Below are 24,906 nucleotides of genomic sequence, written 5' to 3' on the forward strand. Positions count from 1 at the left end.
TTAACAGAACTATACGGGTAACCTGATGAAAAAGTTAGCAATTATTGCATTATTCTTATTTGGTGCTACTGCTTCTGCGCAGGAAGGTGATGCCGCCAAAGGTGCCGAGTTGGCAGCAACTTGTGCCGCTTGTCATGGCCAGGATGGCAATAGTGCCAATGCGATGTGGCCAAAACTAGCCGGCCAAAACGCAAAGTATCTTGAAAAACAAATTAAAGATTTTCAAGCTGGCGCAAAAGATCAATCACAAGGTCGCTATGACCCATCTATGGCACCAATGGTTGCTAATTTGAGCGAGCAGGACATTGCTGATTTGTCTGCTTACTATGCCGCTCAAGAGACTCAGTTAGGTGCTGTGCCGAAAGAATTCATTGACCTTGGCAAGAAAATTTACTTCCAGGGTGATGCGGAACGCGGCATTCCTGCTTGTTCAGCTTGCCACGGTGCAGCCGGTCAGGGCCTTGATTTAGCAGGTTATCCAGCGGTTTCAGGCCAACACCCTGAGTATGCTATCAAACAATTAAAAGCATTTGCCTGGGCGAAGCGTGCCAATGACAACAATGCGGTAATGCGTGATATTGCGAACCGTATGTCAGAGCAGCAAATTGAAGCAGTTGCACACTTTATGTTAGGTCTTCATTAATTTGACCGCTTAAAGTTGCAATGACCTGTTGAATCAGGGTAAAAAAGGCGACAGTGGTCGCCTTTTTTTATGGCCTATCGTTTAGTAATCCGTTTAAGTTAATATTCTAGAGAACATTTATGAAGCATTTCTTATTAGTTTCTGGTTTAGTTTTTCTACTCAGTGCCAACGTGGATACCGCTCATGCCATTGAGCAAGGTCAAGACTATTGGCGAATTACCCTCACCGATCAAAGCCAGCTGAACACCCAAGATAACCTGTACTTTAGTTGGCTGGGCTGCACTTCATGTCGCAAGCTTGAGCAAGAGCTGACCGATGACCTTGAAGAGTTGGAGTATGTTCCATTGATAGCGCGCCCAGAGTGGCGAGCTGCCGCTAAATTGCATTATGTGATGCAGCTGCTGGAGTTAAGTGAAGCGCAAAAGGCTGACATGATCGCTAAAATTGATGCGGGTGAGATTGACGTCACTGACTTTAATGCCATGAAGGAAGAACTATTGGCGATGGATGTTGACGAAGAAGCTTTAACCGAATTACTAGAGAATAAAGAACTCTATCAACAAGTGCAAAGAGCTGAAGACTTAGCAGCAAAGTATGATATTCACTATGCACCAACCGTTGTCATTAAAGGCCAGTTCGCAACCGACGCCAATCACACCATGAAAATTGACCGTTTTGCTGAAGTGCTACGTTATTTAAAATCATTGTGATACGAGGTGTGCTTCAGTTGCAGCGGTGCATACCAATTCCTAACCTGAGCTTCCTGTAGGGGCGAACGACGTTCGCCCAATGATATGTCAGAAGGCAGCCAATTCTTGGCCTATTTCGGCCTACACCCACTGACTATTTTTAATCCACATGAAAGTGAGCGTACTCCCAAGTTATACCTTACTCTAACAATAACCTCATCATCCCCAATAATCCGGTAAGGGTTTTTCGCTACTATGGTGGCTGGTGTTATAGAGTGCCGCTAAGGTGGCTGAACGGCATTCTCTACGATACAAAACCAATACCACTATGCTGGCGCATAGAATAAAGAACCAGGAGTTAAAGAACCAGGCTAGCACAGCAATGGCGAAGGTATAGGCGCGCAGCCCGTAATTGAAAGAGTTGGAGGCGCGGCTTAGTAGCCAGTTAGTGTGCTTGATAAAGAGTTGATGTTCTTCTTCATCACAGTCTTTATCTGGTGCAGCACCGAACAGAACTACTGCAAAGTTGTATTGGCGCATGGACCAGGTGAATTTGAAGAAGGCGTAGGCGAAACAGATTATCAATAGGATAATTTTAACTTCCCACGCGGCGCGCGAGGCTATCTCAATCCACGGTAGTGCAGATAACAGGTGAATAGCTTTTTCGGTAGAACCTAATACGGTTAATAAACCAGCAATAATGAAAATCGTGGTTGATGCAAAAAAGGTCACGTTGCGCTGCAAGATACCTAAGCTGGTGACATCGGCAATTTTAACATCGCGGGCAACCATTTTTTGAATCCACTGTTCTCGATTAGCCGCCAGCTGGTTAGCAATGGTTGGACGCTTGCCATGTTGAATGCGAGCGTATTGAGTGTAACCAATCCAGCAAATTAAAAACCAGATTAGTGCTATCCAGTCGAGTAAAGGCAGAAAAGACAAGTTCATGGGTAAGCCTCAAACTTGGGCATAAGTAGTTGCAGAGGTGAGGTTAAAAGTGACATGCTTTAAGATCTAATTCAAGTAACTTTAAGACAAAGCTTCATAACCCTATGACCCAGCAGACAGCGCTCAAGAATACTTTACAGGATGCAACCAGTCCTTATTTACATCAGCACAAAGAGAATCCGGTGCACTGGCAACAGTGGAATCAGCAAACCTTGGAGCTTGCGAAGCAGCTCGATAAACCGATTTTGCTGTCGGTGGGTTATTTATCTTGTCACTGGTGTCATGTCATGGCCCATGAATCCTTTGAAGATGCTGCGACCGCAGAGGTGATGAATAAACTGTTCATCAATATTAAGCTGGATCGTGAAGAACGACCTGATTTAGACAAAACCTACCAGCTGGCCCATCAACTGTTGAATCGTCAAGCTGGTGGTTGGCCATTAACCACCTTTTTAGATCCACAAACACTGACTCCATTTTTCAGCGGCACCTATTTTCCCAAAAACCCCAAGTATGGAATGCCAGCCTTTACTGACTTGTTGAGTAATATTGCTGGAGTCTTTGCTGAGAAGCGGGATGAAATTAAGCAGCAGAACGGCCAGTTACAGGAGGCGTTACGCTTTGTGTCAGGCTCTTCTGGTCAGCAAGCGGATAATGACGTTGATACCAGTTCCGCTTCACTCAACCAAGCTTTTTTAGAGGAAGTGTTAAAGCGTTCTGATTCGGATTTTGGTGGTTTAAAAGGTGCCCCTAAATTCCCACAAACTTCTATCTGGCAAGCAACCTTCGAATTAGTGGCTGATGAGAATAGCCAACAACAGGCGTTGAGCGAACATCTGTCAAAAACTCTGCAGGCCTTTGCGGATTACGGATTATACGACCATCTGGGCGGCGGCTTCTTCCGTTACTGTGTCGATGAATATTGGGATATTCCTCATTTCGAAAAAATGCTCTATGACAATGGTCAGCTCATCAAGCTGATGGCGGAAGCGGGTCATTACTATGCGCAAGGTGGCTGGATGCAGCGAGTAAAACAAAGCATCAGTTGGCTCAGCGAACAGATGCAAAGTGAACAGGCGACCTATCATTCTGCACTGGATGCGGATAGTTTGAATGACAATGGTCATAGTGAAGAAGGCGCCTATTACGTCTGGCGACAAGCTGACTTGCAGAATTTGAGCGAGCAGGAGCAAGCAGTGGCCAAAGCCTATTATGGTTTAGCGGAAAAGCCCAACTTTGAGGGGCAGTGGCACCTGGTCTGTCGTAATTCATTGCAGCAAGTATCCGAGCAGACTGGAATACATTTAAAGCAGCTTCCCTTGCTGATTGAGTCGGTGCGTCAACAGTTGAAGACGCAGCGTGATCAGCGTCCGTTGCCGTTTCTCGACGACAAGCAATTAACCAGTTGGAATGGTCTGCTGCTGCAGGGGTTATTCAGTGCTGCACGCCAGCTGGGCGATGACGCTATTTTGCAACAGGCAAAAAATTGCCAACAGGGTTTATATCAGACGATATGGGATGGGTCAGCATTAAAAGCCTGCTATCGATCGGACCGGGCGTATCAGCAGGCGTTTCTTGATGACTATGCTTATCTAGCAAAAGCCTTACTGATGAGATTGACCTTTGATTTTGATGAGCAAAGTTGGCGCTGGCTGCTTGGGCTGTGTGATGTGTTATGGACTCAATTCGCCGATCAGCAACAGGGCGGTTTTTTCTACACAGGCAATGATGCGGAAATGGTAATAACGCGCCACAAAAGTTGGAGTGATGATGCCATGCCTAACAGCGCCTGTCAGGCTCTGGAAGTGTTATGGTTGGTAGGTGAGTTGACCGGCAAGATGGAGTGGTTAGAGTTTATTGAGCAAAGTTTGCAGCAGGCCAGCAAAGAAGCCATCAAAGCGCCTTTGCAGTATCCGTCAGTGGTGCGTGTATTGAATGCTTATGAAAAAGGTTCTGAAATCTGGCTATTACGAGGCGAGTTGCATCAGACCGTAGGCTGGCAAGAATATCTGAGCACCGGCCAATATAGCCAGCGCTGGGTCTTTAGCCTTGAGCCTGGTAGTGATCTGTTAAAGGATAAGTATCCTGCGCAAGAAAAGGCAGTGGCTTATTGTTGTCGCAATCGCCAGTGCTTCCCTGCACTGGAGTCCTTCGATGCGATACAAGATTTTACGCAAACAGAGTAAGTTTCTGTTTACTTGAGCAAGCTGGCCAGTTTTGCGATCAGTTTGTTAATACCGCTGGCGGCTTCGGAAACACTGCCAGCAAGCATGTAGGCTGGTGTTGAAAGAAGATTATGATCTTCATCATAAATAATGTCTTCAACGGGACAGACCATATGAACACCGCCCATGGCTTCAATCGCATCAGCAGTATCCTTATCATTACCGATCGTCAGCTTACTGCCTTCGCCATACAGCCTTGGAATAATGGCTGGTGAAATACAGATAAAGCCGACCGGCTTTTTGGCCGCTGCCATAGCTTTGATAAAGCGTTCCAGATCGGAATTTACGGTGCAGTCACTGCCTTTTACCGCAAAGTCACACAGATTTTTAGCGGCGCCAAAGCCGCCGGGTAATACAGCCGCATCAAAGTCGGATTCTTTGGCCTCGGCTAAGTCCTTGATATTGCCCCGTGCAATGCGTGCCGCTTCGACCAACACATTGCGTGACTGTCCTTCGCTAGGCTCACCGGTTAAGTGGTTAATCACATGCATCTGGTCAATATCAGGAGCGAAACATTGGTATTCGAGGTTGTTTTGCTCCAGCGCTAACAGGGTTAGCACGCTTTCATGAATTTCTGCACCATCAAAAACGCCACAGCCAGATAATATAACGGCAATCTTTTTCATAATTCTCCCTGTTCAGATCAAAATAGAAATATCATCATAATATAAGCAAAATCTGCTGTCAGGCGTAAGAATTTTGATTTTTAAGGCGATTTAACCGAAACTAGAGGATAGCCTGCCGGGTAGGAATACATAAAGGCGTCAATAACGTCGCAAAGGGCCAAGACATAGTGACACGATTTCTTTTTCTTTTCTGTTTAATTGGGACAATACTTTTTAGCCAACAGACTCAAGCTAACCAACAGCTTGTGGATGCTATCGGCATTGAAGACCAGTTGTCACAAAGCGTGATCACCGCTATCGTCGAAGATCATCAGGGCTTTCTTTGGATTGGCACTGAAGATGGTTTAAATCGTTACGATGGCTATCAAATTAAGGTGTTTCAGAAACAAAACAGCAATCTTTCGCATACCACCATTCATGACCTGTTGATTGCTGATAATGGCGACGTTTGGATTGCTACCGAAAATGGCCTCAATATTTATCAGCAAAAGACCGGCAAGATCATCAGTTACCACCATAATCCCTTAGAGCCATTCACTCTGGCGAACGATTATGTTACCAGTCTGGCAAAAGATGATAAGGGTGGTGTTTGGGTAGCGACCTTTAATGGGCCCTCCTATTTCGATCCAGAGATTGAAGGCTTTAAAACCTATCCCATCATGCTCAGTCGTCGTGTTACAGCAACCGTCAGTGAACTGCGCAAGATATATGTTGATAGCCAGCAACGGGTGTGGGCAGTGACCACGCGAGGTGAGTTGGCGCAATTTAATCCGACCAGCGAACAGTTTTTTATAGTTAGTGTTACTACCGGTGGCCAATTTGGAGTGATAGCAGATATTGCTGAAACGCCCGAAGGTAATATCTGGCTACTGTCTTACCAGCAAGGTATTGTTGAGTATCAACCGGAGGAGGATCGTTTTAACCCGGTTCATTTCGCCGATTTAGGTTTGCATGATGTCAGTATTCAAGCCAGTACTTTGATATTCGGTAGTGAAGGGAATCTATGGTTGGGGACAGTTAAAGAAGGCCTTTACTCGATAAACCTTAATACTGGGCGTTCGAACCACTATCGCTATGGCCGTCCCGGTTCAATTGGCAGCAACACCATTAACTGTTTATTTACGGATAGTAATGGCATCTTGTGGATCGGAACTTCAGCGTACCTGAATAAAATCAATCCGGACGCTATTTTATTTAACCATCATTACTTTGAGCCAGACTCTATTGATTCCTTAGCAGGTGATACGACGTTCGCACTGCATGTTAGTCAAGATGACAAGCTGTTGGTGGGTAGCGATGGACATGGCATTACGATTATGGATGTACGTGATCCATTGGATTTAAAGCGTCTGGCAATTATCAGCCCTTCACAGCTGGATGACAAAAGTATCAACTATATTGGGGACGCCAGTTCCGGCAAGGTGTGGGTAGTGACTTATGATGCGGTTTGGCTTTATAACTTATCCACGGAAAAGCTAGAACTTGTATTTGAAAATAAAAGTTATACCGCTGAGCTTCTCACCGCACACTATCAGAATGGCAATTTATGGTTAGGAACAACTGAGGGTTTGTGGAGGCTCGATCAAAACTATCAGGTCACAAGCTATCGGGTGATTGATGCGGATTTCCATAGAAATAACCGGATCAACGCCATACAACCGAGCGCAGAGGGTGACGGTTTATGGATTGGCACCGAAAGCGGTGTTCATTTATTCGATACCAAAGATCTGAGTTTCGATGGGCTCGGTCAACTGATTCAAAACCTACCGGAAGAAGCCAAGGATGTAGTATTAAGTTTAAACCTAGATCAATTCAATCGTCTGTGGATTGGGACATTTGGTAATGGTTTGATCGTTATTGATCTTACTCGACAGGTGGCTACCACGATAAATAGTACCAGCTCCGGTTTGCACGATAGTATTTATAGCATGGAGCTGGACGCCAATAATTATATGTGGCTTGGAACTGGAAGGGGCTTGTATAGGGTATCACCCAATGATTTTAGTCTGACCCAATTTGCACTCGCAGAGGACCAGCCTATTTTGGAGTTTAATACAGGCTCCAGTGCTAAGGACAGGCATGGCAACCTCTATTTTGGAGGCATAAACGGAGTCATTAATTTCAGGGCTGAGGCCTACCAACCTGATGTGGAACCTCCGAATCCTGTGATCACAGACATTCTCATTAATAATCTACCTATCGTAATTGATGATGAATACCAGAAGCGGCTGGAGACATTGCCAAACTTAGCCGAGAAAGTAACCTTTTTCCCAGAAGACACCAGTATCAGCTTTGAATTCTCAGGCTTGAACTATGCTGACCCTAAAAGCAATCGCTATCGTTATATGTTGGAAGGTCATGACAAGGAGTGGGTTGAAACTGACTACAAAGGTCGCCGCGTGACTTACACCAATCTTAAGCCGGGTGACTATCGATTTTTAGTCATGGCTTCTAATAAAGACGGTGTTTGGAGTGAAGAGCCTACGGCGTTACAGGTTCATGTGAAAACATCCGGTTGGCTAACGCCCTCCGCTTTCACTCTGTATGGTTTTATTCTGGGGCTGATAATTCTGGCATTTTCTTATCTGATTTGGGCACGTATGCGCGAGCGCAGAATGGCTGCATTGCAACTAACCCAAAGTGAGGAGCGTTTGAAGTTGTCACTGTGGGGAAGCGGCGATGAACTATGGGATTGGCAAATTCAGTCCGGCGCGTTGCACTTATCAAATGAGTGGCCATATGACTTTCCAAGAGACGGTATTCGAAGCGGCTATTCGATGGCTAATTCGAATATTCATCCCAATGATTTGCCTTACGTGCGTCAGTCACTGAATGCTCATCTGGCGGATAAGTCCATGCACTATGAAAGCACTTACCGGATTAATGATGAACATGGCGGCTGGATTTGGGTGCTTGATCGCGGCAAGGTGGTAAGCCGTGATGACAATCAGAAGCCACTGCGTATGGCTGGTACTTTAAAGAATATTACTGAGCTGAAGAATACCGAACAGCAGCTCAGCATGATTGTGAAATCCTTTGATAATATTTCCGATGGCGTCTGGATTCTGGATGAAAACTTCCACTACATTGCGGTGAATAAAGCATTCACTAAAATTACCGGGTTTGATGAATCTGAAGTGCTAGGCAAACTAATGAAGGTTAGCTCGTTGCATAAAATCACTGATGATGAATTCTATGATTTGCGTAACGAATTAACTGAGAAAGGTTTCTGGTACGGCGAGTTGGTCGCTAAACGCAAAGAAGGTAACACCTATCCTATAGAAATTAATATCGATGTGGTGCGCGATAACGACGGAGAAATTATAAACTATGTGGGTGTTTTTTCGGACATTACCTTCCGTAAACAGGCGGAGAAAGAGTTGCGTCGCTTAGCCACAGTGGATCAATTGACCGATCTGAAAAACCGCACCAGTTTCCGAACTCACTTCGAGCAATTGATTGAGCATTCTGAGCGCGGCGACCAGCATGCGCTTCTATTTATCGACCTCGACAACTTTAAGCGGATTAATGATTCGCTGGGGCATGGGATAGGTGACGAGCTTCTGGTTTATGTGGCTAAAATTCTGCAAGAGATTGTCAGTGACCAGAATGGAGTTGTTGCCCGTTTGGGTGGTGATGAATTTATTGTATTGTTGCAGCAAGTGGATACATGGAATAAGCCTGCCAAAATAGCCCAGGCAATTCTGGATGAGTTTGCCAAATCATTACCGCTTTCCACCGCTGAGGTTGTTGTCTCGCCTAGTATCGGCATTGTGATGTATCCCGAAAATGGCAGCTCTGCCGAAGAGTTGCTGAAAAACGCAGATACGGCAATGTATTACGCCAAGAAAAAAGGCAAGAATACCTATCAGTTCTACACTCGTCAGATGAATGAGCAAGCTAAGTTGCGCATCACCTTGGAGAGCGAACTTCGGCAAGCCATCGAAAAAGATGAGTTTGTGATGTTCTATCAGCCGAAAGTGAGCCTGCAAACCGGCAAAATTACCGGTATGGAAGCCTTGGTGCGCTGGCGTAATCCACGACGTGGGCTGGTGCTACCGGGGGAATTTATTCCGCTGGCTGAAGAAGCTGGCTTTATCATCCCGATCAGTCAGCGAGTGATTGAAAAGACCTGTCTGCAAATCCGAGATTGGCAGAATCGAGGCATTTTCCACGGCAAAGTGGCGGTCAATCTCTCTGCCGTTCAGTTTTATCATGAAAATCTATGGGAAACGGTCAAAAGTGCGCTGCATTTGGCTAAGATCGAGCCAGATGCATTAGAGTTTGAAATTACCGAAGGGATGGTGATGAAAGATTTGACTCAATCTTTGCAACAGATGCGGACTTTACGTGAGATGGGTATTAGCCTTGCGTTGGATGATTTTGGTGTAGGCTATTCTTCACTAGGCAATCTCAAGGATTTCCCAATTGATACTCTCAAGATAGACCGAACCTTCGTCTGGGATCTTGAAGACTCTGACAGAGATCGTAATCTGGTGGCTTCGATTGTTACGCTGGCTCATAACCTCGATATCAGGGTGGTGGCAGAAGGGGTCGAGAATCGCAACCAGGTGGATGCATTGCGCGAAATGGGCTGCGAAGAAATTCAGGGCTTCATCTTTAGTCGTCCGGTTCCGCCCTGGGATATCGAGACTATGCTCAATATTAAAGACTTTGATTTGGACGAATTCATTACTCAGAACGAATCGGACTAATTCTGCTAATGCAAAACTCGAATTTGCATAAAATTGGCCACAATGCCCGAATTTATTGCCTTGCAAAGGAAAAAACTGAGTAAAAAACAGGCAAATCATTTGATTGGTCAGGGCGGGTCTGCGACAATATGCGGCCTAAAAAATGCTGCCTTTTGAGGAGACCTCATGTCATTGTCAGGTAACGACTCGCTTACCCGTTTTCAACTTGCTAACGCTATCCGCGCCTTGAGTATGGATGCGGTCCAAAAAGCCAAATCCGGTCACCCCGGAGCGCCCATGGGCATGGCTGATATCGCTGAAGTCCTGTGGAATGACTACCTGGTCCATAATCCTACAAACCCTGATTGGGTTAATCGTGACCGCTTCGTTATGTCTAATGGGCACGGCTCTATGCTGGTCTATTCCTTACTGCACCTTTCTGGCTATGACCTCTCAATTGATGATTTAAAGAACTTCCGTCAACTGCATTCAAAAACTCCTGGCCACCCAGAATTTGGTTACACGCCAGGTGTTGAAACTACCACTGGCCCATTAGGGCAAGGCATTGCCAATGCGGTAGGTTTTGCACTTGCCGAGAAGAAGTTGGCAGCAGAATTTAATAAACCTGAGCATGACATTATTGACCATTTCACTTATGTGTTTATGGGCGATGGTTGCATGATGGAAGGCATTTCCCATGAAGTTTGTTCATTGGCCGGTACTCTAGGCCTGGGCAAATTAATTGCTTTCTACGATGACAACGGCATTTCGATTGATGGTGAAGTGGACGGCTGGTTCTCTGATGATACGCCAAAACGTTTTGAGTCTTATGGCTGGCAGGTAATCCCTGCGGTAGATGGTCATGATCCGGAAGCAGTTAAAGCAGCGATTGAAAAAGCACGTGCTAATAGCGGACGTCCAACCTTGATTTGCTGTAAAACCATTATTGGTTTCGGCTCGCCGAACAAGCAAGGCAAAGAAGAGTGCCACGGCGCGCCACTAGGTGATGACGAAATCGAGTTGGCTCGCAAACAATTAAACTGGCCACATCCCGCTTTTGAAGTTCCAGAAAGTATTCGTGACCAATGGAGTGCGCGCCAGGTTGGCCAGCAGCAGGAAGCTGATTGGAATAAGAAATTCATTGCTTACAAAGAAGCGTTTCCAGAGTTAGGCAGTGAACTTGAGCGTCGCTTAAGTCGCCGCTTACCGGAAGACTTTGCTGAGCAAGCCCAAGCTTATATCGGCAAGTTACAAGAAGAAGGCCCGGTGGTCGCTTCTCGTAAAGCCTCACAAATGGCCATTAATGCCTATGCACCATTATTACCTGAGTTAGTCGGCGGTTCAGCAGACTTGGCGGGTTCAAACCTGACCATTCACAGCCAGTCGAAAGGTATCGATGCGAAAGATGCCAGTGGTAACTATGTCTATTACGGCGTTCGTGAATTTGGTATGTGTGCCATCATGAATGGCATGGCGCTACATGGCGGTTTGATGCCTTATGGCGGCACCTTCCTGATTTTCATGGAATATGCGCGCAATGCTCTTCGTATGGCAGCACTGATGAAGCAGCAGGCGATTTATGTATTCACCCACGACTCAATCGGTTTGGGCGAAGACGGCCCGACCCACCAGCCTATCGAGCAATTAGCGAATTTACGCACTACGCCGAATATGTCGGTATGGCGCCCATGCGATGCAGTAGAAACTGCAGTTGCCTGGAAAGCGGCTATCGAACGTCGTAATGGCCCAACAGCTTTGAGTCTGAGCCGTCAAAACCTTGAGCATCAGCAGCGTGATAGCGAGCAGCTAGCCAATGTTGAACGCGGTGGTTATGTGTTGGTGGATTGTGCTGACAAGCCAGAATTGATTTTTATTGCGACTGGCTCGGAAGTTGAGCTGGCGATTCAGGCAGCGAAAGCGTTAAGCGAAAAAGGCAAGCAGGTGCGCGTAGTTTCTATGCCATCAACCGATGTCTTTGAAGCACAGGACGCCAGTTATAAAGAAGCCGTATTACCGAGTGACGTACCCAGTCGTGTTGCCATTGAAGCAAGCATTGCAGATTACTGGTACAAGTACGTTGGCCTTGACGGTCGCATCGTTGGCATGACCAGCTTTGGCGAATCAGCCCCAGCCGGTGACCTATTCAAACATTTTGGATTTACAGTAGACAATGTGGTTGCTGTAGCCGAAGAACTTTTAGATTAAACGCGTGAGTAATTTTTGGAGACAAAGATGACAGTTAAAGTTGCAATTAATGGTTATGGACGTATTGGACGTACCGCCCTTCGAGCGATTTACGAACACGGTTATCGTGATCGCATTCAAGTAGTTGCTATCAACTCTTCACACCCAGCGGAAACCACCGTTCATTTGACGAAGTATGATACTACTCACGGTCGTTTTAATGCCGACGTTTCTACCGACGGCGAATACATGATCGTTAACGGTGACAAAATTAAATTGTATGCCGAACGTAACCCAGAACTAATTCCTTGGGGCGATCAGGACGTTGATGTTGTATTCGAGTGTACTGGTGTGTTCAAAGACCAGGCCGGTGCATCCAAGCACTTTAAAGGCGGCGCCAAGAAAGTTCTTATCTCAGCACCCGGTGCGGCAGATGTAGATGCCACCGTTGTATTTGGCGTGAATGATGACATTCTAAAACCAGAACACCGCGTAGTATCAAATGCTTCTTGCACAACAAACTGCCTGGCGCCATTAGCCAAAGTTTTAAATGACACCATTGGCATCAAGAAAGGTTTGGTTAACACGATTCACGCTTACACCAACGACCAGCGATTGATTGATAATCAGCATTCAGATTTACGTCGTGCGCGTGCTGCAGCACAAAGCATCATCCCAACTAAAACTGGTGCCGCTAAAGCAGTAGGTTTAGTGCTTCCAGAATTAAACGGTAAGCTTGATGGTTTCGCCATGCGCGTTCCAACCATCAACGTCTCTTGTGTTGATTTAACTTTTGAAGCTGGTCGTGACACTACAGCCGAAGAAATTAACGATATCGTTAAGAAGGCAGCAGACGGTCACGTACTGTGCTACAACGACGAGCCATTGGTTTCAGTAGACTTCAACCACAGTCCAGCATCATCAACGTTTGATTCTGGTTTGACTCGCGTACAAGACGGCAACTTCGTGAAAGTTGTGACTTGGTACGATAATGAGTGGGGTTTCTCGAACAGGATGTTAGACGTTGCCATCAAGATGATGTCTGTCTAGCAATCTTTTTCTTGTAATACTTTGTTATGGCTAATTTTTATCAAGCTGGCGTATTTGAATACGCGTCGCCTTCAAAAAATTAGCCATGCCTCGTCTTACAAGAATAATCCTAGCTTAGATTACTAGTGATTTATATGTAGGGTGTGTCGTGACGCACCGTTTGTGTTTTTAAGTCTGGGAAATTAAATCCAGATAATCAATTTACCATGAATGGTTTAAGACTATGAATGTGTTGAAAATGTCGGATCTGGATCTTCAGGGAAAACGCGTTTTAATTCGTGAAGATCTCAATGTGCCGGTTAAAGACGGCAAAATCTCCAGTGATGTTCGCATTCAGGCGGCATTGCCGACCATTAAGCTGGCTCTGGAAAAAGGCGCTAAGCTGATGGTAATGTCGCACCGTGGTCGTCCCACTGAAGGTGTGTTGACTAAAAATGATTCCATGCAAATTGTGGCGGATTATTTAAACGATGTTTTGGATGTTCCGGTGCGTTTGGTCACTGAATACTTAAACGGCGTTGAGGTTAATGACGGCGAAGTAGTTTTATTTGAGAACGTGCGTTGTAACGTTGGCGAAAAAGCCAATGATGATCGCCTTTCTAAAATGTACGCTGATTTATGCGATGTGTTTGTGCATGATGCTTTTGGTACGGCTCACCGTGCTCAGGCATCCACTCATGGTGTTGCTAAATTTGCTCCAGTTGCCTGCGCAGGCCCATTGTTGGCCGGTGAATTGGAAGCTTTAGGCAAAGCTTTAGATAATCCAGCACGCCCAATGGTAGCGATTGTTGGCGGTTCTAAAGTATCGACTAAGTTGACAGTATTAGACTCGTTATCCCACATTGTAGATCAATTGATTGTCGGTGGCGGTATCGCCAATACTTTTATCGCTGCGACAGGTCATTCGGTCGGTAAGTCTTTGTACGAAGAAGATTTGAAGCCTGAAGCCAAACGTTTAATCGAACAGGCGCAATCAAAAGGTGGCGATATTCCGGTACCGGTTGATGTGGTTACTGGTAAAGAGTTCGCAGAATCAGCAGCCGCAGAAACTAAGTCAGTCAATGATGTGGCAGAAGATGATATGATTTTTGACATTGGCCCGCAGTCAGCGGAACATCTTGCCAAGATTTTAAAAGAAGCGAAAACGATTGTCTGGAATGGCCCAGTAGGTGTTTTCGAATTTGACCAGTTTGGTCACGGCACGGAAGTGATTGCTAAAGCAATTGCTGATAGTGATGCCTTTTCAATTGCGGGCGGTGGCGACACCATAGCTGCGGTTGATAAGTACGGCATTGCAGATAAAGTTTCATACATTTCAACTGGTGGTGGTGCTTTCCTTGAATTTTTGGAAGGTAAAGAATTACCGGCAGTGGCAATCTTAGAAGAGCGAGCGAAAGGCTAGGCTCAAAAAGGTTGTAGAACAGGATACAAAGTTAAGGGGAAAGAAAATGGCTCTAATAACACTTCGCCAATTACTCGACCATGCAGCAGAGCATGATTATGGTATTCCGGCATTTAACGTTAATAATCTTGAGCAGATGCGTGCTGTTATGCAGGCAGCAGATGAAACTGACAGTCCAGTGATCATTCAAGCTTCTGCGGGTGCTCGTAAATATGCAGGTTCAAATTTCCTGCGTCATCTAATTTTAGCGGCAACTGAAGAATTCCCGCATATTCCAATCTGTATGCACCAGGATCATGGTTCTTCGCCAGCAGTATGTCAGCAATCAATTCAATTAGGTTTCTCGTCAGTGATGATGGACGGCTCATTGGAAGAAGACATGAAAACGCCAGCGAGCTATGAGTACAACGTTCGCGTAACCAAGCTTGCCACTGAGATGGCCCATGCTTGTGGTGTGTCAGTTGAAGGTGAGCTAGGTTGCTTAGGTTCACTTGAAACCGGTATGGCCGGTGAAGAAGATGGCTCAGGTGCAGAAGGCGTATTAAGCCATGATCAGCTATTAACTGATCCGGAAGAAGCGGCGCAATTTGTTAAAGACACCAAAGTGGATGCACTGGCTATCGCCATCGGCACTTCGCACGGTGCTTATAAATTTACTCGTCCACCAACAGGCGATGTCTTGGCCATTAAGCGCATCAAAGAAATTCACGCGCGTATTCCTGACACGCACCTTGTTATGCACGGCTCTTCGTCAGTGCCACAAGACTGGTTGGCCACTATTAACGAATATGGTGGTGATCTGGGTGAAACTTATGGTGTTCCGGTAGAGGAAATTCAGGAAGGCATCAAGCACGGCGTTCGTAAGGTAAACATTGATACCGACTTACGTTTGGCTGCAACGGGTGCAGTGCGCAAATTCTTGAAACATAATCCAAAAGAGTTTGACCCACGCAAATATAACAAAGCAGCGCAAGATGCGATGCAGGCAATCTGTAAAGCACGCTATGAAGCGTTTGGCACGGCCGGTAATGCTGGCAAAATCAAGCCAATTAATATGGAACAGATGGCGCTGGATTATAAAGCCGGCAAGCTTGACCCACGTGTTAAGTAATCCTTCCAGAGCTAATTATTTAGACCTGTCAGAGCCAGCAATCGCTGGCTCTTTTTTTACTTATTCAATAGTCAAAAAGAAACATTGACCTCAGGTAATACCAGCTGTTTCGTGAACTAGGCAGTAAAAATACAGTATTGCAATAGTGTAAAAACCTATAAACGCTATGGTAGCCGGACTTTAGTGCTTGGGGGGTGGCTATGGCGACAAAAAAATACAAAGCTTTAATTGTGGATGATTCCAGAACGGCTTATATGGTTCTGGCAAGAATGCTGGCAAACTATAAAATCGAAGCAGTTCATGCCAACTCTGGAGATCAAGCGCTTACTTATCTAAAAGATCATTCGGTCGATGTGATTTTTCTTGATCAGGCCATGCCTGGCAAAGATGGTATCGAAACCATTAAAGAAATCAAAAGTAGCTCGAATGCTGATACTCCAGTGATGATGTTTACCGCCAGAAGTGGGGATGAGTACCTGCAAGCTGTCAAAGAGCTGGGTGCTGAAGGCGTTTTGCCTAAAGAGCTATCAGTCGATGAAGTTGAAGAGGCACTGATTCAATTAAAGCTATGGAGTCCTGTTACAGATGTAGCACCATCTGACAATGTGGCAGGGGAAGTGCTTCATCCAAGCTCAGACGAGAAGCTAAAAGTCTGGTTAGAGTCCTTCCTGGAAAACCAATTTTCACCACAACTGTCCAACAAAGTGCGTAAAGCAACCGATGATTTGCGTCGAGACACCATTCACTACGGCAAAAGAATGCTGGATGAAATCGCCAAAACGGATAAGCAACAACAGATGATCAGGGAGGTTAAAGGACAGACCGATTATTTGAAGCAGCTGTTTGCAAACTCATTCAAGCAATACCGGTTGATAAGCAACATATACATCGTGATGCTGATAATTTTAACCAGTGGAATATTTTGGTTAGCCTACCAGATTTCAGCTCTTTCCTCTGAACAGAAAGCATTAAAGCAACAGCTGATTACATTAACCGAGGAAAGCAAACTAACAGAGCAACGATTAATTCAAGAAGTTCAGCATCAGTCAGTAGCTGTTGAGCGTTTTCTGGAGCAAGAAAGAAATCAAGAAAGTCAGCCGCCCTCAGAAGCCTATGCTCTATACCATAACAAGGGGAAAGCGGGCGAAGTAATTGGAATGGAAAAAGCGGGAAGCCTGCTCACCACTCGTAGCGAAAATGATTACTTGTTTGTGGTAGATGTTGAGGGGAAAGTTGCCGATAGCGATCTTAAGCGATATTACATTCAAGCGAACTGTAGTGGCCCTGTGTATGTAAATGCAATGCCTGGATTAGTGCTCAGGGTTAATAACGAAACGCTAGGTTATACGGAGATTAATAGCGAAGGGTTAGTACACAAACCTACTAGCTGGATGGATACTGTGGATCACTGTCATGAATATCAATCTGATAGCGATATGCTGGTTAGAGAATTACTCAAGAATGATGAAGCGATAACGGGCGTTAGCGATACTTTTTACTTTCAATAGGCATGGCATTACCTGAATTGAAGGCATTGGGCTAGTGGAACCAACCCAATGCTGAGAGTGGATTTTTTATGTTAATACAACACTCGGGCGCGGATTGTCCCTTCAATTTCTCGCATCTTTTCAAGTGCAAAGTGACTTGAACTCTGATCAATATCGGTCACCACATAGCCAATGTCGCCTTGAGTCATCAGGTACTGCGCGGAAATGTTGATATCATTTTGAGACAAAACCTGGTTAATCTGCGACAGGATACCGGGCTTGTTATGATGGATATGCAGAATCCGATGAGTATTAATATGCTCCGGTAATGCCACCTGTGGGAAGTTGACTGCTGAGACAGTTGAGCCGTTGTTGCTGTATTTGATCATCTTTTCAGTCACTTCGATGGCGATATTTTCTTGAGCTTCAAGTGTCGAACCACCGATATGTGGCGTTAAAATCACATTATCAAACTCGCGCAAGGGCGACTGAAATTCTTCATTGTTTGATTTAGGTTCGGTCGGGAAAACATCAATGGCCGCACCGAGAAGGTGCTTGGAGCGTAAAGCTTCTGCCAAAGCATCAATATCAACCACAGTACCTCTTGAGGCATTGATTAAAATGCTGCCGGGCTTCATGGCAGCCAGTTGCGCTTTACCCATCATGCCTTTGGTTTGTGGCGTTTCGGGCACATGCAAAGTCACCACATCGGATTCGTCCAAAAGCTGGTCTAGATCAGCAACCTGGCTGGCATTACCAAGCGTTAACTTGGTTTCGATATCATAGAACTTAACCTGCATGCCAATCCCTTCGGCCAGAATGCCAAGTTGTGTGCCGATATGACCGTAACCAATGATCCCAAGGGTTTTGCCGCGAGCCTCATTAGAGTTCTGAGCCGTTTTCAGCCACTGACCACGATGGGCGGCAGCGTTTTTAGCGGGGATGCCGCGGAATAGCATGATTATTTCGCCGAGAACCAGCTCCGCTACACTGCGCGTATTGGAATAAGGTGCATTGAAAACCGGAATGCCTTTATGCTGGGCGGCAGCCAGATTGACCTGGTTGGTGCCAATACAGAAACAGCCAATAGCAACCAGCTTATTGGCTTCGGCCAGTACTTCAGGAGAAATCTGCGAACGCGAGCGAATACCCAGGAAGTGACAGTCCTGCAGAGCACTTTTCAGTTCAGAAGTTGAGAGTGCCGTTTTAAGATTGTCGACCTGATGGTAGCCATCTTGCCTGAACAATTGTTCTGCTTTAGGGTGGACTCCTTCGAGGAGTAAAACTTTCAGCTGCTGTTTATCGAATGATGTGTTTGCCATGTTGGATTATTCAGTGGTGGATAGGCAACGAAAGTCTATTAAAACAGATCCGATCAGCATGTAAAAGTAGGCGATAGTTATTAACTATAAATATTGGTCATAAGCGCAAAATAGGTGTCTAAAAGAGGCATTTTTGCTACAATCTGCCGCCTTGTCGCAATAGAGCGGCTGTGCTGCGTGGTTTACGCACATATGATTAGCGCCTGATAGTAGGGCATGAATGAGGAGATTTGCCGGATGGCATACCAGACAAACATCGATAAAATGATAGTCTTGTTGAGCGAGACCTTATCGATTGATGCCGATCAGTTATCGGCAGATACTCTGCTGCTGGGTAATTTGCCGGAATTTGACTCTATGGCGATTGTCTCCATTTTGATGCAAATTGAAGAAACCTTTGCTATCGAAATATCAGATGATGAGCTAACGGGCGAAATCTTTGAGTCGGTAGCCACTCTGACCGAGTTTGTGGAAGTGCAGCAGGCAGCCACGGCGATTTAGTCAGACCGCATAGACAATTGATTTTTAAGGCCGAAAAGTAGCTTTTTCGGCCTTTTTCTTTTATAACAGCCCATAGACTCCTAACAAATAAGATAAGCAGGGAAATGGCCGGATTTATCGCCTGTATCATTTTGGCAGGCTTGTTGTTCATGACCGTTCTATTGCGCTGGCGTGGTTCCACGCTTGGCTGGCCGATCATGCTATTAGCGTTGACCTTCATCGGCTGGAGTGGTTTGAAGTTGGTGGATACCGGTTTCGAGCTCAATCACTGGATGATTGAATGGGGCCGTTTGTTCGGTATCTATGCCGCGCTAAGCTTCTTTCTCTTCTACTTTGCAGCTCACCATAAGCTTTTAAGCTTGATCATTTTTGCGGGCTTTATTGCTTGGGCCAGCTTCATAATGCTCTACACCGGCGACATGAAACGTGTCATGAATCCGGCAATTGCGGGATTTCTTTTGCTGCTGATGATGCAGATGATGGAGCGGGCCGGCAATGAGTTCGCAGAAACCTTGAGGGCGGAAATATCCACCCTGGGCGGCGCTCTGGGTATTGTGCTGATCTGGGATCTGCTATCGATGCTGATATTGATGCTGAACTTGAATGTGGATGCGGAAGCATTGGATGTATCACGCGCGATAATTGTCAGTATCGCTATGGCCTTCAGCCTGGTCCATATTCAGCGGATCGATCAGTCACGGCTTGATTTAGAGAATATCCAACAAACCTACCGTCCACACAGCAGCCTCAATGTGTTTGCTATTTTGTGCTGGTTGGCGGTAGTGGGTTATATGCTGATCGGTGTGGCTTGGCGTCAACCCATTATAGGCTCTTTGATTTTAGCTGCTGCTTTGGTGATTTTTGTCTGGCTGGCCTATAAGAAAAAACTGCTCAGCCAGCTCAAAATCATGTTTACCAAACTGTTCGCCAGTTATAAGTATGACTATCGGGAAAGCTGGTTGGGCTTTAACCGTGCGCTCGATGAAGCCAATGTGCGCGGGGATTTTTATCAGTTATCCATTAAAGCCTTGGCCAATATTATCAGTAGCCCAGCAGGCAAGTTGTGGAGTCGTCGTGGCGATTTATTTATTTATACCGATAATTGGCAGTCACCGCTCAATTCGCCATTAAATGGTGAGTTGGCTTATCAATTGCCCATGGAGCTGGTGGAATTTATAGAGCGCACGAACTGGGTAGTAGATATCAAGGAGTACCAAAACAATCAGAATGTGTATCAAGGACTGAAGCTTGATGCGCGCTCACCATTGTTTCAACAGCATCAAATTTTCATTCCGTTGCGACGCGGTGAAGAGTTGGTTGCGGTAGTCGGCTTGCGTAGTAGTTATTCTAAACCAAGCTTAAACTGGGAAGACCATGACCTGCTTAAAGCTGCGGGTCAGCAGATGGCAAGTTATCTGGCGTTGTTTGAAGCAACCACGCAAATTTATGAGCAAGAACAATTCGATGCCTTTAACCGTTTGTCAGCATTTGTGGTGCATGATTTAAAAAATGTTACCGCTCAGTTAGAGCTGATTACCCACAACGCCCATCGCTATCGTGATAACCCCGAGTTTGTAGATGACACTTTTGAAACGGTGGCTAGCGCGACCCAGCGCCTAAATAAAATGTTAGAACAATTGCAACGAAAGCAATTACCAAAGAAAGAAATTGTACAGGCCTATATCCCAGAGGTTTTTGCCAAGCTTAAAGAAACCAGTAGTCGCCTCAATCTGATTGGGGATATTCCTGAAGTTGAGGTGTATGCTAATCAGGATCAACTGATTAATATTATTCAGCATCTGCATCAGAACGCGATTGATGCCAGTAATGAAAGTGATAGAATCCATCATCGATTTGATCAGCTGGGGCAGGAGCTGCACTGGCATATTGTCGACAAGGGCAAAGGCATGGATGCGGATTTTGTCCGTAAACAGTTATTCAAACCATTCGCCACCACCAAAGGTAATGCTGGGATGGGGATTGGGGTTTATCAGTGCCGCTATTTGCTCCAGAGCTTTGGTGGTGATTTAATAATACAAAGTGAACTAGGGAAAGGGACACGCTGCATTGTCATTTTGCAGACGTTGACGCCCGGAGATGAACAATAAAGAGGACAGGATGGCACAATCAAACAAACCCGACTTATTAATTATTGAGGATGACAAAGGGCTGCAAAAACAGCTCAAATGGTCATTCGATCAGTATAACGTAATTCTTGCAGAAGACCGCGATAGTGCTTTGGTTGAGCTCAGGCGCTACCAACCTCAGGTCATTACTCTTGATTTAGGATTACCGCCAGATCCCGCGAATGCCACTGTCGGCCTTGAGCTGCTGGAAGAAATCCTGTCATTGTCACCAACCAGTAAGGTGATTGTGGTAACCGGCAACGATCAGCGTGAGATTGCCATGCAGGCAGTCAATGCCGGCGCTTATGACTATTACCAAAAGCCGATTCAGCCTGAAGAGTTAACTCTAATTATTAAACGCGCCTTTGAACTGGCAAAGTTAGAAGATGAAAACCGTCGCCACTTTCAACAGCAAAAAGAAAGCTTCCACGGCATTATTGCGACCAGCCCGGAAATGATGGCAGTTTGCCAAAAAATTGAAAAGGTTGCGCCAACCGATGTGAGCGTTTTATTGCTCGGAGACAGCGGCACTGGTAAAGAGTTGCTAGCTAGAGCAGTACACGATATCAGTCCACGCCGTAGTAAAAATATGGTTGCCATAAATTGCGCAGCCATTCCTGATAATTTGTTGGAAAGCGAATTATTTGGTTATGAGGCGGGCGCATTTACTGGTGCCAATAAAACCACCATCGGCAAGATTGAATATGCTAATGGCGGAACGTTGTTCCTCGATGAAATTGGTGATATGCCAATGGCCCTGCAGGCAAAACTATTACGTTTTTTGCAAGAACGAGTGGTCGAACGTGTTGGTGGTCGTGAATCAATTCCAGTTGATGTCCGAATTGTTGCTGCAACCCATCAATCGCTTGAAGACTTGGTTAGTGAAGGCAAATTCCGTGAGGATCTTTTTTATAGACTCAGCGAAGTTGTGCTAAATATCCCAGCTTTGGCGAAACGAAATGGTGATGTGGTACTAATTGCCCGATCGTTATTGGAAAAGTTTAATCGTCAGTACTCACGCAATATTCGTGGTTTTGGCAAAGATGCAGTGCAGGCGATGGAGGCTTACGGTTGGCCAGGCAATGTTCGCGAACTTGAGAATAAAATTAAAAGTGCGGTGGTGATGTCTGACAGTAATCAGATTACGGCGAAAGACTTGCAGATTGACGAAGCCCAATTGCGCGAAATGCCGCTGAATTTACGTCAGGTGCGTGAAGCCGCGGAAACCCGCGCCATTCAACGAGCAATCGTGCTATCTGATGGTAATATCTCACAGGCAGCAAAACTGTTAGGGCTTACCAGGCCGACCCTCTACAGTTTGATGGATAAGTACAGTATTAGTAGTTGAGGATTATGGGAGCAAAAATTGGCTGGTTAGCTGTCCAATAGTCCCAATTAATAAGATAAGTAGTCCAAAAATCGCCAAAGCTAATAACTGTCTTTGGCGAATTTCTGTCTTAACGCGTACTTCGCTATTTCTTTTGCGCAGTTTTCTCAAATAATCTAGACGCATTGCGTTCTGAGCAGGTCTCTGTCGGTCTCTATTTTCGAATACTTCAGCCAAATAAACCTCATAACGCGAACATTCCGTTAGCTTGTTAAACCCTTTAACCAACTTATAGCAAGTCCACAACAATGTTGTTATAGCAAACATCACTACCATGAGCGAAAAAATGGGCAGGTTGGTGAGAGCCAGTAGGTCTCGCCAACCCGAAACAGAACCTTTAAGTGCCCAAAGGCAGCCTAACAGGTATATCGGGAGTAATAAGAGCCAGAACCAAGGCTTAAATTTAGACTGTGGCAGTTGCTGAGGAGGATTCTGAATATCGTCGTACATTAAGCATAAAAGGCTGTTTCGTAAGGAAAGCAATCTTACCCATATTAGCCCTAAGGTTCTGAGAGTTTATTCAAAGTTAATGTATAATTTCTGCCAAGCATCGTAGAGGTATATATTTTAAGGCTTGAAACTTGAAGAGGTAAGAATCTAGTTGAAGGTATATGCTCGTGATAATAAAAATATAAATCAGGGAACTTTCGCTCCCTGATACAAAGGAACTCTAACGAGTTATCGTTTCAAGCTTACCTTCTTTACCAAGCAACAACACATCTGCAGCACGTTCCGCAAACAATCCATTGGTCACAACACCAACGATATTATTCAGGATGCGCTCAAGCTTGATGGGCTCGTTGATAATCAAGCCATGGACATCAAGAATAACGTTACCGTTGTCAGTGACAAAGCCTGTACGGTAAACCGGATCGCCGCCCAGTTTAACGATTTGGCGTGCCACATAGCTGCGCGCCATTGGGATGACTTCAATCGGTAACGGGAATTCGCCGAGCCGACGTACCAGCTTGGATTCATCGGCAATGCAGATAAACTGATCGGCAGCTGCTGCGATAATTTTTTCACGAGTGAGAGCACCACCACCGCCTTTAATGAGTTCCAATAGGTGGTTGGATTCGTCTGCGCCATCAACGTATACCGGAAGTTTGCCCACTTCGTTGAGTTCATAAACTTCAATACCGTGCTTCTTTAAGCGTTCGGTGGATGCTTCGGAGCTGGACACAGCACCTTTGATTTTGTGCTTTATGGTGGCAAGTGCATCAATGAAGTAGTTGACGGTAGAGCCAGTGCCCACACCAACAATCGAATCTTCAACGACATACTCAAGAGCGGCTTCGCCGACTAATTTCTTTAATTCGTCCTGTGTCATAATTTTCTCCTATTGCTTTTCGATGCTTAAGATAAAGTCCCATTCTTCTTTGGTGACCGGCATGATTGAAAGGCGGTTGCCTTTTTGCACCAATTTCATGTCTGCTAGTTCAGTGTACTGCTTAAGTTCGTCTAATGGAATTTCTCGCTTCAAATCACGCACATGTTTAACATCGACCATATACCAGCGTGGGTTGTCAGGATTACTTTTTGGGTCGTAGTATTTTTGGTCAGGATCGAAAGCGGTATGGTCTGGATAACCCTCTTTAACCACTTCCATAATGCCGACAATGGCAGGTGGCTTGCAGTTAGAATGATAGAAGAAGACTTTATCGCCTTTTTTCATCTCGTCACGCATCATGTTGCGTGCTTGATAATTACGGACGCCATCCCAGTGGTCAGTTTTTTTAGGTAAGGCTTTGAGGTGTTCAATACCGAAAACATCCGGCTCAGACTTCATTAACCAATAGTTCATAGTGCTCTAGGTTTGTTGATGACTAAAGCGCAAAGTATAAAGCATGGGCTGTAAAATTGTTAGTTAAGGCTGAGTTTTGAGCGGTGGTTGTGGGACTGGATTGGGCTTACGCTCGAACAGGCGATAGTTGCTGGGGGTGATCACGGCGTCCATCTGGATATCCCATTTTTCCTGGGGGATGTCGCGTACTTGTTGCAGGTTGTAAGCGAGGCCGATGAGCTTGGGTTGTTCGTGCTTGGGTATATTGGCGAGCACGGTATCGTAATAGCCACCGCCCATGCCTAGTCTGTTACCTTTTAGATCAAACGCGACCAGCGGAAGAAAGATAATATCCAGTTCACTGGGACGAACAGCTTTGCTGATGGCGGCTGTCGGTTCCAGAATACCAAAAGCACCCTCTTTGACGGACTCTTTGCCAGTATAGGGCAGAAACCACATACCGCGTTTCTTGTTGGGATAGATCTTCGGCACATAACACTTTTTGCCAAGTTTGAGTGCGTACTCAATCATGGGTAAACAGCTGATTTCACCGCGAGTTGGCAGATAAAAGGCGATGGAGTGGTGGTCTTCGATCAATCTGGCTTCGGAGGCATGGCCAAGAAGGGCTAGTGCGGCACGCTCCATAAAGGGCTTCGTCAGCGTTAAGCGTTCATGCTTAATTCTGGTTCTTAGATAATGTTTTTGAGCAACTGCTTCATTCATTGCGT

19 protein-coding genes are annotated in these 24,906 nt (G+C 45.5%); 12 read left to right on the forward strand and 7 right to left on the reverse strand.

The genetic code is table 11. The features are described 5' to 3' along the window. Nucleotides 1-25: 25 nt before the first annotated feature. Nucleotides 26-643, forward strand: a complete 618-nt coding sequence (locus ACN0VI_RS02505) for a c-type cytochrome (RefSeq protein WP_331891854.1) — start codon at nt 26-28, stop codon at nt 641-643. A gap of 119 nt (nt 644-762) precedes the next feature. Beyond that, nucleotides 763-1,353 (forward strand): DsbA family protein, encoded by a 591-nt coding sequence (locus tag ACN0VI_RS02510; RefSeq protein ID WP_417445671.1) that lies wholly within the window; start codon nt 763-765, stop codon nt 1,351-1,353. Between the two features lie 198 nt (nt 1,354-1,551). Here the strand turns inward: ACN0VI_RS02510 and ACN0VI_RS02515 are convergent, their stop codons facing one another. Then, a complete protein-coding gene (locus ACN0VI_RS02515; RefSeq protein ID WP_331891857.1) occupies nt 1,552-2,280 on the reverse strand; it encodes a DUF599 domain-containing protein in 729 nt (242 codons plus the stop codon). Nucleotides 2,281-2,384: 104 nt separating this feature from the next. Here ACN0VI_RS02515 and ACN0VI_RS02520 point away from each other — a divergent pair, with 104 nt between their 5' ends. After that, nucleotides 2,385-4,466 carry a thioredoxin domain-containing protein gene (locus tag ACN0VI_RS02520; RefSeq protein WP_417445672.1) on the forward strand — a complete coding sequence of 694 codons (2,082 nt, stop codon included), beginning with the start codon at nt 2,385-2,387 and terminating at the stop codon, nt 4,464-4,466. Between the two features lie 8 nt (nt 4,467-4,474). On the opposite strand, the gene elbB is transcribed toward ACN0VI_RS02520, so the two are convergent. Continuing rightward, nucleotides 4,475-5,131, reverse strand: coding sequence for an isoprenoid biosynthesis glyoxalase ElbB (gene elbB, locus ACN0VI_RS02525; RefSeq protein WP_417445673.1), 657 nt, complete (start codon nt 5,129-5,131; stop codon nt 4,475-4,477). Between the two features lie 167 nt (nt 5,132-5,298). Between elbB and ACN0VI_RS02530 the strand changes: the two genes are divergently transcribed. The 6 genes from ACN0VI_RS02530 (at nt 5,299) to ACN0VI_RS02555 (ending at nt 17,080) form a co-directional block, all read left to right on the forward strand. Next, nucleotides 5,299-9,846 (forward strand): EAL domain-containing protein, encoded by a 4,548-nt coding sequence (locus ACN0VI_RS02530; RefSeq protein WP_417445674.1) that lies wholly within the window; start codon nt 5,299-5,301, stop codon nt 9,844-9,846. 165 nt (nt 9,847-10,011) lie between these two features. Further along, nucleotides 10,012-12,030, forward strand: coding sequence for a transketolase (gene tkt / locus ACN0VI_RS02535; RefSeq protein ID WP_417445675.1), 2,019 nt, complete (start codon nt 10,012-10,014; stop codon nt 12,028-12,030). A 27-nt stretch (nt 12,031-12,057) separates the two neighbouring features. Then, complete coding sequence (gap, locus tag ACN0VI_RS02540; RefSeq protein WP_331891862.1) at nt 12,058-13,059, forward strand: type I glyceraldehyde-3-phosphate dehydrogenase; 1,002 nt, start codon at nt 12,058-12,060, stop codon at nt 13,057-13,059. Between the two features lie 223 nt (nt 13,060-13,282). Beyond that, nucleotides 13,283-14,461, forward strand: coding sequence for a phosphoglycerate kinase (locus ACN0VI_RS02545; RefSeq protein ID WP_331891864.1), 1,179 nt, complete (start codon nt 13,283-13,285; stop codon nt 14,459-14,461). A 46-nt stretch (nt 14,462-14,507) separates the two neighbouring features. After that, complete coding sequence (fba, locus tag ACN0VI_RS02550) at nt 14,508-15,572, forward strand: class II fructose-bisphosphate aldolase (protein WP_417445676.1); 1,065 nt, start codon at nt 14,508-14,510, stop codon at nt 15,570-15,572. Nucleotides 15,573-15,772: 200 nt separating this feature from the next. Next, a complete protein-coding gene (locus ACN0VI_RS02555; protein WP_417445677.1) occupies nt 15,773-17,080 on the forward strand; it encodes a response regulator in 1,308 nt (435 codons plus the stop codon). 71 nt (nt 17,081-17,151) lie between these two features. Here ACN0VI_RS02555 and serA read toward each other — a convergent pair whose 3' ends face one another. After that, nucleotides 17,152-18,381: a phosphoglycerate dehydrogenase gene (serA, locus tag ACN0VI_RS02560; RefSeq protein WP_417445678.1), complete on the reverse strand. Its 1,230-nt coding sequence runs from the start codon at nt 18,379-18,381 to the stop codon at nt 17,152-17,154. A 237-nt stretch (nt 18,382-18,618) separates the two neighbouring features. Between serA and ACN0VI_RS02565 the strand changes: the two genes are divergently transcribed. The 3 genes from ACN0VI_RS02565 to prsR all read left to right on the forward strand — a co-directional run bounded on the left by ACN0VI_RS02565 (nt 18,619) and on the right by prsR (nt 22,356). After that, nucleotides 18,619-18,882, forward strand: a complete 264-nt coding sequence (locus ACN0VI_RS02565) for an acyl carrier protein (RefSeq protein WP_417445679.1) — start codon at nt 18,619-18,621, stop codon at nt 18,880-18,882. A 104-nt stretch (nt 18,883-18,986) separates the two neighbouring features. Then, nucleotides 18,987-20,990 carry an XrtA/PEP-CTERM system histidine kinase PrsK gene (gene prsK / locus ACN0VI_RS02570; protein ID WP_417445680.1) on the forward strand — a complete coding sequence of 668 codons (2,004 nt, stop codon included), beginning with the start codon at nt 18,987-18,989 and terminating at the stop codon, nt 20,988-20,990. A gap of 10 nt (nt 20,991-21,000) precedes the next feature. Beyond that, nucleotides 21,001-22,356, forward strand: a complete 1,356-nt coding sequence (prsR, locus tag ACN0VI_RS02575; protein ID WP_331891873.1) for a PEP-CTERM-box response regulator transcription factor — start codon at nt 21,001-21,003, stop codon at nt 22,354-22,356. A 3-nt stretch (nt 22,357-22,359) separates the two neighbouring features. Here the strand turns inward: prsR and ACN0VI_RS02580 are convergent, their stop codons facing one another. From ACN0VI_RS02580 to ACN0VI_RS02595, 4 genes are all read right to left on the reverse strand, one after another. Continuing rightward, nucleotides 22,360-22,845 carry a hypothetical protein gene (locus tag ACN0VI_RS02580; RefSeq protein ID WP_417445681.1) on the reverse strand — a complete coding sequence of 162 codons (486 nt, stop codon included), beginning with the start codon at nt 22,843-22,845 and terminating at the stop codon, nt 22,360-22,362. Nucleotides 22,846-23,065: 220 nt separating this feature from the next. Continuing rightward, a complete protein-coding gene (gene rpiA / locus ACN0VI_RS02585) occupies nt 23,066-23,725 on the reverse strand; it encodes a ribose-5-phosphate isomerase RpiA (protein ID WP_417445682.1) in 660 nt (219 codons plus the stop codon). A 9-nt stretch (nt 23,726-23,734) separates the two neighbouring features. Continuing rightward, nucleotides 23,735-24,199, reverse strand: coding sequence for an EVE domain-containing protein (locus ACN0VI_RS02590; protein WP_331891876.1), 465 nt, complete (start codon nt 24,197-24,199; stop codon nt 23,735-23,737). 63 nt (nt 24,200-24,262) lie between these two features. After that, nucleotides 24,263-24,901, reverse strand: a complete 639-nt coding sequence (locus tag ACN0VI_RS02595; protein WP_417445683.1) for a 5-formyltetrahydrofolate cyclo-ligase — start codon at nt 24,899-24,901, stop codon at nt 24,263-24,265. Nucleotides 24,902-24,906: the final 5 nt, after the last annotated feature.

The organism is Kangiella sp. (assembly GCF_048265365.1).
GTDB lineage: Bacteria > Pseudomonadota > Gammaproteobacteria > Enterobacterales > Kangiellaceae > Kangiella.

Excerpts from the sequence above, each read along its gene's own strand:
- ACN0VI_RS02505 (WP_331891854.1), top strand. The coding sequence starts at position 26 with ATGAAAAAGTTAGCAATTATTGCATTATTCTTATTTGGTGCTACTGCT.
- ACN0VI_RS02510 (WP_417445671.1), top strand. The coding sequence starts at position 763 with ATGAAGCATTTCTTATTAGTTTCTGGTTTAGTTTTTCTACTCAGTGCC.
- ACN0VI_RS02515 (WP_331891857.1), bottom strand. The coding sequence starts at position 2,280 with ATGAACTTGTCTTTTCTGCCTTTACTCGACTGGATAGCACTAATCTGG.
- ACN0VI_RS02520 (WP_417445672.1), top strand. The coding sequence starts at position 2,385 with ATGACCCAGCAGACAGCGCTCAAGAATACTTTACAGGATGCAACCAGT.
- elbB (WP_417445673.1), bottom strand. The coding sequence starts at position 5,131 with ATGAAAAAGATTGCCGTTATATTATCTGGCTGTGGCGTTTTTGATGGT.
- tkt (WP_417445675.1), top strand. The coding sequence starts at position 10,012 with ATGTCATTGTCAGGTAACGACTCGCTTACCCGTTTTCAACTTGCTAAC.
- gap (WP_331891862.1), top strand. The coding sequence starts at position 12,058 with ATGACAGTTAAAGTTGCAATTAATGGTTATGGACGTATTGGACGTACC.
- ACN0VI_RS02545 (WP_331891864.1), top strand. The coding sequence starts at position 13,283 with ATGAATGTGTTGAAAATGTCGGATCTGGATCTTCAGGGAAAACGCGTT.
- fba (WP_417445676.1), top strand. The coding sequence starts at position 14,508 with ATGGCTCTAATAACACTTCGCCAATTACTCGACCATGCAGCAGAGCAT.
- ACN0VI_RS02555 (WP_417445677.1), top strand. The coding sequence starts at position 15,773 with ATGGCGACAAAAAAATACAAAGCTTTAATTGTGGATGATTCCAGAACG.
- serA (WP_417445678.1), bottom strand. The coding sequence starts at position 18,381 with ATGGCAAACACATCATTCGATAAACAGCAGCTGAAAGTTTTACTCCTC.
- ACN0VI_RS02565 (WP_417445679.1), top strand. The coding sequence starts at position 18,619 with ATGGCATACCAGACAAACATCGATAAAATGATAGTCTTGTTGAGCGAG.
- prsK (WP_417445680.1), top strand. The coding sequence starts at position 18,987 with ATGGCCGGATTTATCGCCTGTATCATTTTGGCAGGCTTGTTGTTCATG.
- prsR (WP_331891873.1), top strand. The coding sequence starts at position 21,001 with ATGGCACAATCAAACAAACCCGACTTATTAATTATTGAGGATGACAAA.
- ACN0VI_RS02580 (WP_417445681.1), bottom strand. The coding sequence starts at position 22,845 with ATGTACGACGATATTCAGAATCCTCCTCAGCAACTGCCACAGTCTAAA.
- rpiA (WP_417445682.1), bottom strand. The coding sequence starts at position 23,725 with ATGACACAGGACGAATTAAAGAAATTAGTCGGCGAAGCCGCTCTTGAG.
- ACN0VI_RS02590 (WP_331891876.1), bottom strand. The coding sequence starts at position 24,199 with ATGAACTATTGGTTAATGAAGTCTGAGCCGGATGTTTTCGGTATTGAA.
- ACN0VI_RS02595 (WP_417445683.1), bottom strand. The coding sequence starts at position 24,901 with ATGAATGAAGCAGTTGCTCAAAAACATTATCTAAGAACCAGAATTAAG.